This is a genomic window from Paraglaciecola arctica (assembly GCF_018861065.1).
Taxonomy (GTDB): Bacteria; Pseudomonadota; Gammaproteobacteria; order Enterobacterales; family Alteromonadaceae; genus Paraglaciecola; species Paraglaciecola arctica_B.
Genome location: NZ_JAHKQO010000007.1, coordinates 244,792 through 260,106, shown reverse-complemented (window position 1 = coordinate 260,106; position 15,315 = coordinate 244,792). Strand labels below are relative to the sequence as shown.

The window sequence follows — 15,315 nt, the reverse complement described above, 5'->3', positions numbered from 1 at the left end:
CGTTACGGTTGTTCGATTATTTCACCTTTAACATTAACGAGATATCTCCAACCGTCGTTCGATATCCTCAAGCTTATTTCTTGCCCCATGTAGATATATGGCGTAGTTGAGCTCATAACACTCAACTCGCTCTCATACTTTTGCTTTTGACTCACAGACAAAGAATAGCCGGTAGATTCAACGTCTGATTTAATTGATATCTCTAGGGTCCGTATGTCTTGTATGCCTATTTCAATTTTCGCCTCTTCATTAGGCTTAACTATCAATGAAGGCTGATGAATCAACTCGCTACGTTTTATCAATTCATCTATCTCAATGTCTGCAACATCACCTTTTGGAAGTTGATATATTTCTACCTGATAGCTGATCATCTCTTCGGCGAATATAGGTGATACTAATTGAGTAATTAGCATACTTAAATAAAACAGATTTTTAGTCAGAAAGTTCATCTTTTGTTCCTTTAATTTTAGAAACTCAAAGCATAATGTTTTTTAGCCCCATAGAAAGCTTGGTACTTAATATTCACAATATTCACCATAGTGAATATCCAGCTGCACCTGTTCATAAACGCAAATTTCGTGAATAATTTACTCAATGAAACATCACTATGATTGGATACTATGGAAATAGGAGAGTTTATTCGTAATGCAAGGAAGTCTAGTGACTGGACTCAAGCATTTGCTGCTCGAGAGATTGGAATTCAGCAATCGTATTTGTCCAAGATAGAAAATAATCAATTAATTCCATCACAGGATGTTTTGGCAAAAATCCAATTAGCGTACAATTTGTCAGATTCTAGCTTCGCCCCATTTATAAAAAAGACAGAGCCACAACTAGTATTCAAAAAACGTTATATTTTTACTTTTCTTGTTGGTTTTTTCCTTTTAAGCAGCGGCTTTTTAGAATTGTTCTTTCGTCAAACATACTACACCTACCAAGCAGTCAGTTTACATAAATCCGATGTTGTTACTTTCCACGTTACAGATCAATACCTAGGCGAGAGTTACAGCGAGGTATTTGCTCAAATTCCTTACCAGTACTCCTTAATTGGAGCGCGCAATATTCCCCGCTCAGAAAACAATTGGCTAAAAGCGCTAGGCTCTTTTATATTGATGTTTTCAGTATGCGCCTTAGCAAGAGACTACTGGTTATATATAAAAAAATGACATTAAATTCATTAGGAGCAACCTATAGACAATGCGGAGTGGTAAAACTCGATGGCTTGCTTGCTCCTTCAAAATTGGGCGCAGTTAAACTGGTGGCGGAGCAGTTTCATCGCTTATGGTGCGCAGATAATTATGAATTTTATACCACTAAAGCCATCAATAGTTCCGGCCTAACTTCGGGTCAATACTTGACCGAAAAACAGCGGTTATTATTATTTAAATTAGTATCTCATCGTCAGCTAGTAAGTGCAGTCAAACAAGTTATCCCGCAACCACTTTTTGTGGGCACACAACTTTTTTTCGACCCTGTTAATCCTAAACAGCCTAACTACTGGCATCGTGATCCTCAATATGATTTATCCATTGAAGATCAAAAGTTGGCACTTGAGGGACCAGAACCTTTACATGTAAGAATTCCTCTGACCGCAGACCCTGGTATTGAAGTTATTCCAGGCTCTCATAAAACCTGGGATAGTGACGAAGAGTTACAAGTCAGATTGGAACTCAACGGTCATAAGAATTCTGAAAACCTGCCTAACGGGATAGAGATTCCACTGCAGTTAGGAGATATCCTGATATTTTCTGCCAATATGATTCATCGTGGTTTATACGGCAATAACAGGCTTGTACTAGATCTGCTATATTGCCAGCGTGATACACAACTGACTAAATTTATTCAAGTTACCCATCAACCCACAGCCCAAATGTTGCCCTATTTAGACAGAGATTTGTTTCTATAAACAACAACTGAATGTCATAAAGCTGTCATTTCTCTATCACATTAGTGTCATCGTACTTTCATATCCTGCTTGTAATCAAAACAGCATATAAAGGAAAAAGTGATGCAAATAGTTAAATGTTCTAAGTATTCGGCCCTCGCATTAGCAATGAGCTTGTCTCTAACGGGTTGTTTCTTGGAAGGTGATGACGGTGAGCCAGGTGCAGTTGGCTCTCAAGGTGAAGCAGGTGCACCAGGTTCTGACGGCACCAATGGTACTGATGGTCAAGACGCCAATGCGGGCATAAGCCTGAGTATAGTTGGTCGAATTCAGCTTAACCCCAGCGACCCTGAAGGTGCTGCGGAAATTGTTCAGTTTCATTCCGCTACTAACACGATTTACGCAATTAATAGTGCTGCAGACCAACCCACAATCGAAATTATTGATGCTTCATCTTTAACCTCTGATGCCCTATCTAATCCTTTAACGAATGAAAATCTCACATCAACGGCATTAGTACTGCCTACTGAGCAAAACGGCGTAGCGTTAGATGGCCCTACTAGTGTTGCGGTTTCAGGAGATTGGATGGCTGTAGCCGTACCCGCGGCAGATAAAGCCACGAACGGCATGGTGATGTTTTACAACGGGATGAATGCTGCAACGCCAGTTTTTGTAAAAGCGGTAGAAGTGGGTAATTTACCGGATATGGTCACTTTTACACCGGATGCCAGCAAAGTATTAACCGCGAACGAAGGTGAGCCCAGCGGCGACTACAATATCGACCCAGAAGGTTCGATATCAATCATTACTATCAGCAATGGCGCGCCAAGTGACACATCAACCACTATTAGTTTCACAGACTATAACGGTAAACAAGCAGAGCTTGAAGCTCAAGGAATGCACTTTCCTAATCCTTCAGGTCGCACAATTAATGGCGCATTAATCAACACCACAGTAGCCCAAGACTTAGAGCCTGAATATATTACGACCACTAATGACGTTGCCTACGTGACGTTGCAAGAAAACAACGGTTTAGCCATAGTTGATTTGACTGATAACAGTATTAAAGTCGTTGGGCTTGGCTTTAAAAATTGGAGCGACTATCAGTTAGATGGCATGGAAGATGGAACCGTCAGTTTTGGGCAATATGACGACCTATACGGTGTATATATGCCTGATACTATCGCGTCGTATCAATGGAAAGGGGCTAATTTTCTATTAACCGCGAATGAAGGTGATGCGCGAGAGTACTTTTTTGATACTTTAGATGCGAATGGCGATCAGGATGAAGCCTTATGCGATGCAGCAGGAGGACAGGACTTCGACGAAGATGATGGCTGTTTGTCTTATACAGATGAAACCCAAGGTCGCCGTCTTGATTATGCGCCAGGTTCTAACTTAGACACCATAGCCGGTGATGATCCAGAAGACTTCGATTTTACAGCTTATCCTTTAGGACGCTTAACTGTCACGGCTGAATTAGGTGACAGTGACAATAACGACGAATATGAAGCGCTTTATGCTTACGGTGCACGTTCATTTACTATTTGGGACAGCAACGGTTTAGTCGTGTTTGATTCAGGGGATGATTTTGAGCGTATCAGCGCTTCGATTCATGGCAATGCATTTAATAACAATAACGACGAAAATGAAGGTGACTCTCGGTCCGCAAACAAAGGTCCTGAACCTGAAGCGTTAACAGTTGGCCAAGTCGGTGACAAAACCTACGCGTTTATTGGTATGGAACGTTTAGGTGGGATATTTGTTTATGATGTGACAAATCCATACGACGCGACATTTGTTGATTATGTGATCAATCGAGACCTTACCGAAGGCGGCGATTTAATCGGTGACAGCGCGCCAGAAGGTATGGTGTTTGTTGATGCATCTGAGAGCCCAACCGGTGATGCTTTAGTGATTATTGGTAATGAAGTTAGCGGCACTGTTTCGGTGTGGCAAATTGCTGAAAACTAAACCTATTCTCTAAGTTAATATAGAGTCAAGATTGTTAAGTGTTAAAACACGGCGTTATTTAAAAATAACGCCGTGTTTATATTCAATCCCAAAAACCAGTGAGCTTTAAAGTGCGTATTTATCTTTCATTAAATAGGCGTAGGCAGTATTAAAAGCCACTTCTTGAAACATCTTTAAACCTGTTTCGGCCATAGGTACTAACACCGGATTACGCTTTAGGGATTCTTTAATTTCGGTAGGTGTTAAGACTACTACTTCTACGTCATTCAACAGCTCTAATGCAGCTTCTAATTTAAAACCTATCGCTCCACCAGCAAATTTGCCTTTCATCGGTCGCTGACGAATAACAATTTCGTCAACTTGGTAATCTTGTACTAATTGCCCGAAAGTTTTTTGAAAATAACGTAAATCTTTGGCCGTTGCATTTTTGGGCAGGGTTAATTTTCGCGCTCGGCAATCCGGAATTTGAAACACTTCATCAGCCAAAGATAACAAACATACATTGGCATCATTGCCACTCAACTCAACACCAATTACTCGCATAACACTCTACTCTCAAAATTTAATGTGGGTATTATAACTTAATTCCAAAAAATCAGTGATAGCTATCCATCAATAAAACCATGTTGAGTGTAATACTCAGTTATACCAAGATACATCAGCCCTAAATATTTAATACACAGGAATAAAAATGCTAACTCTAATTGGTTTTGACGTCAGTAACTATTTCAATATGGTCAAATTGGCACTCGCTATCAAAGGAATTGAGTATAAAACTGACATACTTTATCCGAATCAAACAGATGAATATTTGAGTAAGAGTCCAATGGGAAAAGTCCCTGCCTTAGCAACAGAACAGGGCGTGTTGACTGAAACCAATGTAATCCTCGAATATTTGGATGAAGCTTACCCAGACAAACCTTTATACCCAGGCGACGCCTTTGAAAAAGCCAAAATCAGAGAATTAGTAAAAATGGCAGAGTTATATTTAGAACTGCCTGCTCGGCGCTGCCACTTGGAAGCCTTTTTTGGTCAAAAAGTCGACGAGCTTACAAAAAAAGAAGTGAAGCGTGCCTTGTGCAAGGGAATAGAAGGAATAGCGCGTTGTGCTCAATTCAAGCCGTATTTGGCCGGTGAACAATTAACAGCTGCAGACATAGTATTTCTTTACAGCGCAGACTTAGCTGCAGCGGTTGCAGGCAAGTTGTTTGCGATAGATTTATTTGAAATGGCACCAGGCGCTAAACAACTTATGGAAAAATTAAATCAAAGGGAAGATGTCATAAAAATTGCTGAAGATAGAAAAGTTGCGAATATCGCATTCCAAAAATATATCGCTAGCCTTAGTTAAAGGATTCAGCAAGGGACCATTATTGAGCTACTATTGTATTAGCTAGTAATTGAATCATAGCTTTTTTAAGGAAGAAAAGATGAGCTTAATCTCCACTGCAGAATTTAGTTGTCCTTATTGTATGGTCACCAATCATATTGAAATTGATGAAGATAACGATTTAAATCAACAACAAATTATCGACTGCCGGATTTGTTGCTCGCCAATTGAGATAGTGGTTACGACTGGCATTCACGATAAGTTTAACGTTATTGCCACAACTGATAGTGAATAACCCCAAAGGTGGATTGATTGCCTAAATCCATCCACCTCATAGCCACTTCACTTCAGGAAAATTGTTGTTTAAGCCGAGTTGGTGCTAATCTAGCACTGTATATTTTGGTAAAAATAACTTGGTAATTATGATTCGGATACCTAGTAATTCTTTTAAAATCCTGCCCTTAATATTTTTGACGGTTCATCTTTCAGGACTTGCACAGCAATTAAGCTTTAAAAAGTCTAAGCACAATAATCAGCAAGTATTCAATTACACTTGGTCTGATAATCTAGAGCAGAATAGAGAGCTCACCTTTACTTTACCAACCCGTCAACTGAACCGCCAAAATCACAAAAAATTTATACCAGAACTAGCCCAGCAATATGTCTACATAGAACTACATAAAGCCGCTCGTAAGATCGATCCAAGAGAAGCTCGGGTACAAATACAGCGCCGTGGCAATGATATTAGTATTGAAGTCACTAGCCGCTCTGACAAACTTTTAACTAGGTGGCAAAGGTCCATGGGTCAAAGTAAAGAAAAAGCCTTGGATCAATACCTTCAAGATAACTATTACAGTCGCTTCTATTCTCACTTGGGACAAGAGGCCATTAAACCTGATCACTTGCGCTATATCAAAGAAAACCAAGGGGCTTTACTACCTATTGCACAAGCAGTATACGACAAGCTTCCTAGCAATAGTGAAACCCGTGTATACGTTAATTTAGTACTCAGCTGGGTACAGAGTATTCCCTACAATGAATTGGAAAATCGAGTGACTTCTAATGGAGCGGGTTATTTACCACCACTTGCAGTGGTGGCCAATAACCATGGTGACTGCGACAGCAAAACAGTTTTAATGGCAAGTTTGATACGTTCGCTTTTACCTGAGGTTAAAATGTCGATGATATTTTTACCTAAGCATGCCTTGTTAGGAGTCGTTCTGCCTTTTAGAAACAACGAACAAACTCTAAATATAGATGGCTTGGACTATTTATTAATGGAACCAACTGGCCCAGCTAAAATCCCATTAGGGGAAGTAGCCAACAGTAGCGCACGTGATCTAGCGGGAAATATGTACAGCCTGGAGCAAATTTTATAATCAATTTTAACTGTAAAAACAGTAGGTTTTTAGGCTATTTTACTCAGTATTTTTTTCAAAATGCCCCGCTGCATTTGCAGTAGCGTTATCTAGGTGATTTTTCATAGCTTGCCTTGCCATTTCTGGATTTCTTTGTGCTAACGCCTTAGCGATATGTTTATGGTCTTCTATCGAAGGATGTACACCTTCTTCTCTTATTTTTTTTAAGAACGCATCACTTAAGACCGATTGATTTCTCAGGTCCCACAACCACTTCACACAATGGTACATAGCACTGTTTTGTGATGCTTCAGCTATCAGCATATGAAATTCACCATCAGCTTTTTCAGAAGCATCAGGTTGTTTCTCTTCTTCTTGCATTGCTTCTATAATCTGATTTAAGCGCTGAATTTGTTCATCGGTAATTCTTTGCGCCGCTAATGCACATATTTCAGGCTCTAGCGCGCCGCGCATCTCCAATATTTCAAATGGTCCAATTCCTGAATCCGTGAGTTTCAATGCCGGCAAATTAGGCTTGTCTGACACATAAATACCGGATCCGGTGCGGATTTCGATAATGCCGGAGATTTCAAGGGCAATCATAGCTTCACGTATAGTAGGGCGGCTCACACCTAACTTTTCTGCTAACGCTCTCTCAGCAGGAAATCGATCACCGGGTTGATACACACCCTTTTCGATCAAAGCTCGCAATTGCTCAGCAATTTTAATGTACAATCTTTGTGTTGTGATCACTTGGAATTGCTCCAACCCCTTCATTCTATTTTCCCCTACTGTTACTGACACAAACAAAATTAGGTGTATTTAAATTAATTGGCGTCATGATAAATGGTTATCAATTACAAATTGCTTCATGATTTTAATCGCCGCATTGGCTGCGCCAAAACCGTTATCAATGTTGACGGTTAATATTCCTGGCGAGCATGACGCTAAAGCGCTATCGAGAGCGGTTTTCCCCCCAGTTGAAACACCGTATCCAACTGAAGTCGGTACTGCAATAACGGGAGCACTAACAAGGCCCGCAAGTACGCTAAATAACGCCCCTTCCATTCCAGCCAAAGCAATAATAATTTTGTGCCTTCTGATATCGTCTATTTTATCTAATAAACGCCACAACCCCGCCACCCCAAGGTCGGCATAAATGGGGGAATCAAAGCCGTTAAAGACTAAGGTGCGTTGTGCCTCTTTTGCGACCTGCATGTCTGAAGTGCCCGCCGTTACTATGCAAATTCCAGAATGTAATTGTGTATGGGGAGTGTAATTTAGGATCGCGGTTTGCGAAGATTCATCATAATCAAGTTGTTGACCGAGGGCTTCAGGTAGAGCCAACCTTTGAGTTGGTGCTAAGCGAGTTAGCAATACAGTCGTGTTGTTTTTTACATTAAACTCAATGATATTACATAGGTCTTCGGAATTTTTATTCTCACAAAATACCGCTTCTGCGACCGCGGTGCGTGATTGTCTGTTTTTGTCCCATACAAAGTTAGACATGGGCAACACCATTTATAAAGGCAGAACCTTTCTGGTAAGTTCTAATACCTGAAAATATGCGCCCATCTTGTTCACACATATGACTTAATACATTTGATAGATCATCAAAAAGACGAGTCTCAGGTAGCTTATCTATCTCGACAAAGGTGCCTTGATGAGTAATTCTGCAACGGATATTTTTTTGCAGCGGTATCAGTAGTCGTGTTTTTTCTTCAATCTTGTTAATAAAACCCAGATCATCTGCGTTAATTTTTATACCCGTTTCAACACGGCTTGCGAGACAGGGTTGTGCGGGCAAGGCATGTAATTCGGCCAGACCAAAGTGCTCAGCAATTGAGTATATGGCAGCTTTATCTATGCCCACCTCGACATAAGGGTGTTTCACGCTTAGTTCTTTGGCCGCTTCTAACCCTGGTCGATAATCGCTTAGATCATCCAAGTTAGTACCTGAAAAAATCACACCTTGGTTGCATTCAGAAATTCTGGTGTACAAATTACTTTTACAAAAATAACAGCGATTAAGCGGATTATTTATGTAGTTGGGATCAGCAAATTCTCGAGCATTAACAATCTGTAAATCCCATTGATAACGCTTTGCATGTTGTTTCACTCGTTGCAATGCTGCATCTGGCACAGCTGGAGAGAAGGCATGCACAATTTTTACTTTTGCGTTGGAAAAACGATTCGCAATGTAAGCCAATATCATGCTGTCGATACCACCACTTACCGCGATAGAAAAACTCTCAAATTGGTTAAAGTATGCAACAAGCTTTTTAACTTTGGTGGGTGTCATAATGAGTACCTAATGATAGTTCGCTAGCTAAAACGGCTCTATCTTGTTTTGTTTAATGCGACGCTTTTGTAACGTAGCGATTGAGCTTAATTGGTCATGCTCAATCTTAAGGGTTTGACTGCCATCTGGGCGCGTGACACTTTTATAATTATCACCGTCAACTTCTAACAAGTCTCTTTTCAGAAAACGTCTTGTTTCAAAACGATAACGTAAACCAATAGTGGTTGTTTCGAGAAAACAATATTCGATAACATTTTGATAATGCTCAGGGCTAGCTAAAATACGAACGACTTCTACCGCCCTATTTTTTTTGCCTCTAGCGGTTTGCACTACCACATCTACCACACCTTGGTAGGCTCTCAATAAATCCACTGATAATGCCAACTCTTCTGAAGTCATATCGTCCACGTCAAACTCAATCAGCACCACAGTACCTTGTTGTTCACTTGCAGTAGTTTGTTTATCAAATAACAGACCACGGAGAATATTTGGCATACCGGAAAAGACTTTGCTGCCCAAGCCATAACCAGTTGCCTGCAACACACCTTGTTGAGGTTGCGTTATTAATTCGTTATTCCACAAATAACGTAAAATTGCAGCCCCAGTTGGAGTAATACGCTCTCCTTGAATGCCGTCATCAAAAAAATCAAATCCTATCAAAATTTCGGAAGTGGCTGGTGCAGGTACAGGAATAAGCCCATGTTGGGTTTGCACTAAACCTCCACCTAGGGGTAATTTTGAAATACTCCAAGAACTAAGTGAAAGCGCAACTAAAATGCTAGCACTAGCGACAACGTCCATCAAAGAATCCCAATCGGCTAATTCATGAAAATGCACTTCGTCTAAGGTTGTGCCATGAATTTTCGCCTCTGCCTTTGCTACTATGGTCAATAACTCGATCGCCACTCGAATCACCTCTGGGTCTAGCGCACTTTTTTGCAGATACTCGCAAAGATACTTATAGGTTGTGTGATGATGTGAGTCTTTAGCGTGAGAGTGAGGATGAGAGTCAGCATCAGTTTTCTCAGCGGAGTGTGGTTGCAACTGAAAACGTAAACCACTTATACCTGAGTTAATACCCTTAGATAGAACAGCGGAACCTTGTTCTGGCGGCAACACAGTTGCAACTGACTTGAGTACATCGGCTTGCAATCCCTCAAAGGTATCTAAGATTGCAGCGATAAACATATCACCCGCAATACCACCTACTATATCAAGATGGATATGTAATTTTTTAGGATGAAAAACCATATATAGTTACCGCTGGATGTTAGTTTAAAGCTATGAACTTATTGATGTTCAAAATTTTGTTTAGTGGCCCATAATCCTAACGCTGGATTACTGACGTAAAATATTTCTTCACCATCTTCAAGGGTATTCCAACCGTTGACCATCTTTTCAATGGGATAACGCTCAAGCATGTCTTTGTAGTGACAGTATTGATAATTAACTGATTCAATTTCTTGTTGGGTAACCCCATCATCAGGGCAATAAGTCACTTTAAAACGATTATCTGCCGTACCATGAATCAAATGTGCTGCAGCCGACAAATTGTTCTCTAGTTCGGCATTGTGATTGACTGCCGCTAAAGTTTCATCTGTGGTTTTATAACCGTACTTTCGTATTAGTTGATCAATTTCAATATCTTCTCCAAAACGATGTAGCCCAGGTGCCAATATTATCAATTCACCGTCATCGGCCATCGCCATGCGGGTTCGATAGATAGCTTTGTTTCCTAACCAAGTAGTTTTAAATTCAGCGGGCTCCAAGAATACTATGGCTTTTTGAATGGGTTTATCTAATAGGTTTAAGTTTAACTGCTGACTTAACTTACAGGCTTCTTCATAGGTTTCATCTTGGTTACCACAAAAAACGCCCTGCAGCGCTAATGTGCCATTTTTTTTGCCCAATACAGTGAGGATAAACTCTATAGGTAGGTGGCGAAGATAGCTGTCAAACCCTTCGTTTAAGGCTTTGCGAACAGGGGTGTAGGTGCGCCCCATAATGCGCTCCATACCATAAACCGCACCTAAGTAGTGGGATTTATGAATAGTATCTGAGCCACCTGTACCCACCAATACATTTTTGGTGTAGTTAGCCATACCAATAACCTCGTGAGGCACAATTTGCCCAACAGAGATAATAAGATCCCATTTTTCGTCGAGTAACAGTTTATTGACCGCCACTTCCATTGAACAATCAAGTTTACCTTCGGATAACTCGGATATTCTAGCGGCGGATATCTCACCTAGCTTAACCACATCACTGCGCCAAAAATGTGGAAGAAACAACTCTTTAGGAATTTCAGTGCCAAACATGGCATCAATTTCTTTTTCCGACATAGGCTCGTGAGTACCTAGGGCCGGTAAAAAATAGATTTCTGCATGGTCTTTCAGTTGCTGATACAGATAAGAACTAATAAAGCCTGCTTTTGAGTAAAATCTCGTAATATCAGGAGGAAGAATCAAAATACGCTTAGCATGAGTTGCTTTTTGCGCAATAAAATCATCGATAATTTTCGTCAAGTCATCATCAGAATACGTGTGCTGGGTGTCAACACAATGAATTGGATAAGTCATAAATTAACGTCCTCTAAAATTTGAGCCAGCATGGCATCTAAAGGCTGTGCAATTGATACACATATGGCTTCCACAGGAGTCTCCAATGTTTGCAGTTGGCTATCCAGCAAAGTATCTGGCATGAAGTGCGCTTCTCTGCTGGTTAATCGAGAATGTAGTAACGCTTTATCGCCTTCTAAATAGATATATTTGACGATCCCAGCAGAGGTTGTTGAAGACAAGCAATCTCGATAAACCTGTTTCAATGCAGAACACGCCAATACAGCTCCACCAGATGATTCCCATGATTTAATGTTATCTGCTAACAATGTTAACCATGGCTTTCGGTCTGCATCTGTTAATGGAATACCACTTTCCATTTTTTTTACGTTCTCAGGAAAATGAAAATCATCGGCATCATAAAAAGGTAATGACAATTTTTCCGCTAACAATCGCCCTACTGTGGATTTACCACAGCCACTTACCCCCATTACAATAAATATCATTCAAATATCCTCATCATTCATGCCGTTACTTGCAGCGAAAATTTTATTTTAGTGTGACCGCAATATCGGCATACGCATCTTGTACATGGGAAATAAAACTAAGGTTTTTCCTCAAAGAGTCTGGCAGTAACCCATTGATACCTAAAAACATATTGACATCTTCACTGCTATTGCCTTGAAACTTATTCACAGCATCAATTAATTCTGTTGCTCTTGGATCATGTAGCCGTTGATTTTTGGCAACACTGACTCGTATAAAGTGTATCCACGCGGCCACCACCCTAGACAACATTTTAAAACTTCTATTGTGTGCAATATTATTCTGGATTGGCGCTAAGGTACGCACCGGAATTTTTATTGAGCCATCACAAGCTATTTGACTGAGTAAATGTTTAATTTTAGGGTTTTCAAATCGCGCCAAAATAGCCCGAGAATACTGGTGTAAATCGAGACCTAAAGGTGCTTCAATTGTGGGAATGACCTCATCATCAACCAGAGCGACTAGAAACGCCTTAACATTTTTATCGGAGACTGCTTGATACACAGTTTCATAACCCATTAGTAGACCCATATAAGCAAGTGCCGAATGTAGCCCATTTAAGATTCTGAGTTTAGCATTTTCAAAAGACTCAACATTATCAGTAAAAACCACACCTACTTTTTCCCATTCGGGCCGCACCATACCCGGGCAGTCTTCGATTACCCACTGAGAAAACATTTCTCGTTGCACCGGTGCTTCATCAATATAACCCAGTTTATTTTTAATCAGCTCAACAGTAGAGGATTCGGTTTTAGGTGTAATACTGTCTACCATGGTATTCGGAAACTGGATTTGGTGATCTATCCAACCCGCCAAATCGCCAGAGATTTTTGTGGCAAATTGGATCACTGCAGATTTTAACTTTCGGCCGTTTTCAGGCAAATTATCACAGGCAATGACGTTAAAAGGCTGAATACCTTTTTCAAAACGTAACCTAAGTGCCGCTACTATCAACCCAATAGTCGATTTAGGTTGTTCCAGTGCACCTAAATCACTGATAATTTCTGGTAAGTTTTCGTCTAATACGCCTTCCGCGTTCAAACAGTAACCTTTCTCTGTGACAGTAAGGGTAACAATCTTAGTTGTTTCATCGGCCATACGCTCTATAACAGCGGCTGCCTGTGTTCTAACCACTAATACTTGTTTAATGGCGGCTACTACTTGATAGCTATCTTTTACATCTAAAATTGCAGTAGTGTACAAACAATCTTGTTTATTTAGCTGTTGTTGTAATCTTTGATTATTAAAGCTAACCGCACATATTCCCCAATCGCCTCCACCTTGCAGATTTAATAATTGCTCGGTGTACATCGCTTGATGAGATCGATGAAAAGCTCCCAAACCTAAATGCACAATACCCATATTTACTTTTTCTCGCTGGTACGAAGGGTAGATAACATCCGAAGCATGATTAACACAATCCTTCGATTGCAAACACGTTTGACTTAACTGTCTGAGTTCTTGGCGCATATACTGCCTGCTATTCACGAATTTATAAAAGGAGCTTTGAGAGTTGCTCAGTGATGACACAGGATGGTACAACCCCAGAGACAAAAGTGTCAAGTGGCCTTACCAATTTGAAGAAAAGTTATTGAGGATTCAACACCTAAATATGATGTTAACTGAACTCAGAATGACTTACGTTTTGTTATTCTGAGTTCAGTAGGATGTCCATATCACCCCATAGTCGTTTGACTGAAAAAATGGAATGACGCAACCGACATTAGCCGAGCCTTAGAGCTGTTCTTCAGCAAATTCAGCTAGTCGACTGCGTACCACTCCGTCTAGATTGATTGTTGCGCTACCAGAGAAGTTTTTGAATTTCTCAACGATGTAGGTTAAACCCGACGTGACAGCACTTAAGTAATTACTGTCTATTTGCGCCAAATTGCCACTACAAATTAACTTAGTGCCCTCGCCGCAGCGAGTAATGATAGTTTTTAGTTGCGACGCCGTGAGATTTTGCGACTCGTCGAGGATGACTATGGCATTTTGAATGCTGCGACCACGCATAAAATTGACTGATTTAAACTGAATATTGGCTTTCTCCATGATGTAACTCATGGATCCTTTCGCATTTTCGTCATTTTTATGTAGCACTTCTAAACTATCAGTAATTGCAGCAAGCCAGGGTGCCATCTTTTCCTCTTCCGTACCGGGTAAAAAACCAATAGATTCAGCTATTTCTGGGGTACTTCTAGTGACGATAATTTTATCGTACATGTTTCTTTCTACGACCATTTCAAGTGCCGCAGCCAATGCCAAAAGAGTCTTACCACTGCCCGCAGGCCCAGTTAATATGACTAAATCAATATGTGGATCAAGTAACGAATGTAATCCGATCGCTTGCCCAATATTTTTTGGGGTAATACCCCAAGCTTTGCGCCCCATAAGACGTTCATAACCAAGGTCTAACACCTCCAAATGTTCGCTAGTGACCGATTCGACTAACCCAGCAAAGTGTTGACTTTCATCTAACAAATATTCATTTACATAAGCTTCTGGTAACACCTTACGCTCAATAGTGTGAATAGTGTCTCGGCCTTCTGTACGACTATCGACAGACTTCACTTCATCCCAAAAGTCTCCGGCAAACTGATGGAAGCCTTTCGACAAGTATTTGATATCGGTGACCATCTGATCGGTTCGGTAGTCTTCAACATGGGCTAATCCTGCTCCCTTAGCTTTTAGTCGCATGTTGATATCTTTGGTGACCAGTACTACCTGTTTTGAATGTTGTGTTTTTTGTAAATACAAGGCGCTATTGATAATGCGGTTATCGTTTTCATTGCTAGTGAACACTTGCTGCGAGACAGGCATACCATGATCGACAAAAATAGAAAGACTACCAGTAGGTGCTGAGTCTCCCGCCCCCATCCCTTGCATTGACACACCCTGCATTAACTCTTCCGGTGTGGCTTCATGAAGTAAATCCTCCATTGCACGGATAGACACTCGGGCATCCCTAGCCACATCTTTTTTACTATCTTTAATATAATCCAGCTCTTCAAGCACAGTCATAGGAACTACGACGTCATTTTCTTTAAAGGACAAAAAGGCTAGTGGTTCATGGAGGAGAATATTGGTATCTAAAACGTAAATCTTTGAACTTAGTTCTTTTTTTCTTGGCATCCGGCGCTCCTGAAGGACTTAGATAAAGTGCCTGTCAGTTAAATCATGCTGTCGCGCTAGTAGTAAACACTTGTGCTCAAACAAACTTAACTACAGGTTTACCGACCCACAATAAAACACTTTCTCCAGACAATCATCTACTTTTAGACTGTGAGAGGTTAATTTTTTGCTACAATGCGCGCCCCTCGTGAGGCGAGCTTCAAAAGTAGCAATTCAATAAGTAAGGATTA

16 protein-coding genes are annotated in these 15,315 nt (G+C 40.6%); 6 read left to right on the top strand and 10 right to left on the bottom strand.

Features of this window, described 5'->3' with window-relative positions; genetic code table 11:
• Window positions 1-2: 2 nt before the first annotated feature.
• Window positions 3-449 (bottom strand): hypothetical protein, encoded by a 447-nt coding sequence (locus tag KO534_RS03365; RefSeq protein ID WP_215927243.1) that lies wholly within the window; start codon window positions 447-449, stop codon window positions 3-5.
• Between the two features lie 171 nt (window positions 450-620).
• Between KO534_RS03365 and KO534_RS03360 the strand changes: the two genes are divergently transcribed.
• The 3 genes from KO534_RS03360 (at window position 621) to KO534_RS03350 (ending at window position 3,859) form a co-directional block, all read left to right on the top strand.
• A complete protein-coding gene (locus KO534_RS03360; protein ID WP_215927241.1) occupies window positions 621-1,166 on the top strand; it encodes a helix-turn-helix domain-containing protein in 546 nt (181 codons plus the stop codon).
• Window positions 1,163-1,906, top strand: a complete 744-nt coding sequence (locus tag KO534_RS03355) for a phytanoyl-CoA dioxygenase family protein (RefSeq protein WP_215927239.1) — start codon at window positions 1,163-1,165, stop codon at window positions 1,904-1,906. The genes KO534_RS03360 and KO534_RS03355 overlap by 4 nt, the downstream gene beginning before the upstream one ends.
• A 102-nt stretch (window positions 1,907-2,008) precedes the next feature.
• Complete coding sequence (locus tag KO534_RS03350) at window positions 2,009-3,859, top strand: choice-of-anchor I family protein (RefSeq protein WP_215927237.1); 1,851 nt, start codon at window positions 2,009-2,011, stop codon at window positions 3,857-3,859.
• Window positions 3,860-3,964: 105 nt separating this feature from the next.
• Here the strand turns inward: KO534_RS03350 and KO534_RS03345 are convergent, their stop codons facing one another.
• Window positions 3,965-4,402: a DUF3010 family protein gene (locus KO534_RS03345; RefSeq protein ID WP_215927235.1), complete on the bottom strand. Its 438-nt coding sequence runs from the start codon at window positions 4,400-4,402 to the stop codon at window positions 3,965-3,967.
• A 148-nt stretch (window positions 4,403-4,550) separates the two neighbouring features.
• Between KO534_RS03345 and KO534_RS03340 the strand changes: the two genes are divergently transcribed.
• From KO534_RS03340 to KO534_RS03330, 3 genes are all read left to right on the top strand, one after another.
• Window positions 4,551-5,210: a glutathione S-transferase family protein gene (locus tag KO534_RS03340; RefSeq protein WP_215927233.1), complete on the top strand. Its 660-nt coding sequence runs from the start codon at window positions 4,551-4,553 to the stop codon at window positions 5,208-5,210.
• 79 nt (window positions 5,211-5,289) lie between these two features.
• Window positions 5,290-5,484, top strand: a complete 195-nt coding sequence (locus KO534_RS03335) for a CPXCG motif-containing cysteine-rich protein (protein WP_215927231.1) — start codon at window positions 5,290-5,292, stop codon at window positions 5,482-5,484.
• A gap of 175 nt (window positions 5,485-5,659) precedes the next feature.
• A complete protein-coding gene (locus KO534_RS03330) occupies window positions 5,660-6,568 on the top strand; it encodes a hypothetical protein (protein WP_252731929.1) in 909 nt (302 codons plus the stop codon).
• A 39-nt stretch (window positions 6,569-6,607) separates the two neighbouring features.
• Here the strand turns inward: KO534_RS03330 and KO534_RS03325 are convergent, their stop codons facing one another.
• From KO534_RS03325 to KO534_RS03290, 8 genes are all read right to left on the bottom strand, one after another.
• Complete coding sequence (locus KO534_RS03325; protein WP_354667901.1) at window positions 6,608-7,300, bottom strand: FadR/GntR family transcriptional regulator; 693 nt, start codon at window positions 7,298-7,300, stop codon at window positions 6,608-6,610.
• An 84-nt stretch (window positions 7,301-7,384) separates the two neighbouring features.
• The gene (gene larB, locus KO534_RS03320; protein WP_215927225.1) at window positions 7,385-8,056 is read right to left on the bottom strand and encodes a nickel pincer cofactor biosynthesis protein LarB; all 672 of its coding nucleotides are present in this window, start codon (window positions 8,054-8,056) and stop codon (window positions 7,385-7,387) included.
• Window positions 8,049-8,849 (bottom strand): hypothetical protein, encoded by an 801-nt coding sequence (locus KO534_RS03315; protein ID WP_215927223.1) that lies wholly within the window; start codon window positions 8,847-8,849, stop codon window positions 8,049-8,051. The genes larB and KO534_RS03315 overlap by 8 nt, the downstream gene beginning before the upstream one ends.
• A gap of 27 nt (window positions 8,850-8,876) precedes the next feature.
• Window positions 8,877-10,100: a LarC family nickel insertion protein gene (locus tag KO534_RS03310; RefSeq protein WP_215927221.1), complete on the bottom strand. Its 1,224-nt coding sequence runs from the start codon at window positions 10,098-10,100 to the stop codon at window positions 8,877-8,879.
• A gap of 38 nt (window positions 10,101-10,138) precedes the next feature.
• Window positions 10,139-11,428: a lactate racemase domain-containing protein gene (locus KO534_RS03305; RefSeq protein WP_215927218.1), complete on the bottom strand. Its 1,290-nt coding sequence runs from the start codon at window positions 11,426-11,428 to the stop codon at window positions 10,139-10,141.
• Window positions 11,425-11,913: a gluconokinase gene (locus KO534_RS03300; RefSeq protein WP_215927216.1), complete on the bottom strand. Its 489-nt coding sequence runs from the start codon at window positions 11,911-11,913 to the stop codon at window positions 11,425-11,427. Before KO534_RS03300 ends, KO534_RS03305 begins: the two co-directional genes overlap by 4 nt.
• A 43-nt stretch (window positions 11,914-11,956) precedes the next feature.
• Entirely contained in the window at window positions 11,957-13,423 is a 1,467-nt protein-coding gene (locus KO534_RS03295) for a mannitol dehydrogenase family protein (protein WP_215927214.1), read from the bottom strand.
• 264 nt (window positions 13,424-13,687) lie between these two features.
• Window positions 13,688-15,085 carry a PhoH family protein gene (locus tag KO534_RS03290; protein ID WP_215927212.1) on the bottom strand — a complete coding sequence of 466 codons (1,398 nt, stop codon included), beginning with the start codon at window positions 15,083-15,085 and terminating at the stop codon, window positions 13,688-13,690.
• Between the last annotated feature and the right edge of the window lie 230 nt (window positions 15,086-15,315).

Coding starts and splice junctions, on each gene's coding strand:
- KO534_RS03300 (WP_215927216.1), bottom strand. CDS start 11,913: ATGATATTTATTGTAATGGGGGTAAGTGGCTGTGGTAAATCCACAGTA.
- KO534_RS03315 (WP_215927223.1), bottom strand. CDS start 8,849: ATGACACCCACCAAAGTTAAAAAGCTTGTTGCATACTTTAACCAATTT.
- KO534_RS03335 (WP_215927231.1), top strand. CDS start 5,290: ATGAGCTTAATCTCCACTGCAGAATTTAGTTGTCCTTATTGTATGGTC.
- KO534_RS03365 (WP_215927243.1), bottom strand. CDS start 449: ATGAACTTTCTGACTAAAAATCTGTTTTATTTAAGTATGCTAATTACT.
- KO534_RS03355 (WP_215927239.1), top strand. CDS start 1,163: ATGACATTAAATTCATTAGGAGCAACCTATAGACAATGCGGAGTGGTA.
- larB (WP_215927225.1), bottom strand. CDS start 8,056: ATGTCTAACTTTGTATGGGACAAAAACAGACAATCACGCACCGCGGTC.
- KO534_RS03340 (WP_215927233.1), top strand. CDS start 4,551: ATGCTAACTCTAATTGGTTTTGACGTCAGTAACTATTTCAATATGGTC.
- KO534_RS03360 (WP_215927241.1), top strand. CDS start 621: ATGGAAATAGGAGAGTTTATTCGTAATGCAAGGAAGTCTAGTGACTGG.
- KO534_RS03290 (WP_215927212.1), bottom strand. CDS start 15,085: ATGCCAAGAAAAAAAGAACTAAGTTCAAAGATTTACGTTTTAGATACC.
- KO534_RS03295 (WP_215927214.1), bottom strand. CDS start 13,423: ATGCGCCAAGAACTCAGACAGTTAAGTCAAACGTGTTTGCAATCGAAG.
- KO534_RS03305 (WP_215927218.1), bottom strand. CDS start 11,428: ATGACTTATCCAATTCATTGTGTTGACACCCAGCACACGTATTCTGAT.
- KO534_RS03310 (WP_215927221.1), bottom strand. CDS start 10,100: ATGGTTTTTCATCCTAAAAAATTACATATCCATCTTGATATAGTAGGT.
- KO534_RS03350 (WP_215927237.1), top strand. CDS start 2,009: ATGCAAATAGTTAAATGTTCTAAGTATTCGGCCCTCGCATTAGCAATG.
- KO534_RS03345 (WP_215927235.1), bottom strand. CDS start 4,402: ATGCGAGTAATTGGTGTTGAGTTGAGTGGCAATGATGCCAATGTATGT.